The 619-nt window shown below is 69.6% G+C and carries 1 pseudogene; it reads left to right on the forward strand.

Going from position 1 to position 619, the window contains the following annotated elements:
• A pseudogene (locus tag EN745_RS35565) lies at window positions 1–619 on the forward strand (peptidoglycan-binding protein); the annotation flags it as partial.

Genomic DNA, 619 nt, shown 5'->3' on the forward strand with positions numbered 1-619 from the left:
GACCCGGCGCTGATCCGCAGCCTGGAGGCGCAGGTCGCCGGGCTTTCGGCGCATCTCACCAGGCCCGGCACGCCGCTGCCGGAATTCGAGGACATCAGCCCGCGCCTCAATGAGATCGAGAAGTCGCTGGCCGGAACACGCGATACCATCCTCAGCGCGGCGCGCGAGGCGGCCGAGAGCGCGGTGCGTTCGATGGCCGATACGAGCGCCAATACAGCGGCGGTCAGCGGCCTTGCGCAGGACCTGAAGACGCTCGAAGCCCTGACGCGCCGTTCCGACGAACGCAATTCGCGCACCTTCGAGGCCATCCACGACACGCTGCTCAAGATCGTCGACCGGCTGGGTTCGCTGGAGACCAGCGAGCCTGTGGAAGCCGTCAGCGAACTGATCGACCCGCAGCCGGCGAGTAAGCGCGGGAGCCGCGGCTCCAAGATAGCGGTGCAGGATGCGCCGTCGATGGATATCGACCAGCCGCTGCCGCTGGCCGGGGACATCGCCGATCTCGACACCCGTGCCGCCGCCATCCTGCGCAACGAACCGGTTGCGCGCGACGAGCCGGCGCCACGTTCGCCGGCTGAAGCGGCGGCGGCCGCCGCCATGGCGGCGCTCGGTTCGGACA

The organism is Mesorhizobium sp. M4A.F.Ca.ET.022.05.2.1, from assembly GCF_003998845.1.
Taxonomy (GTDB): domain Bacteria; phylum Pseudomonadota; class Alphaproteobacteria; order Rhizobiales; family Rhizobiaceae; genus Mesorhizobium.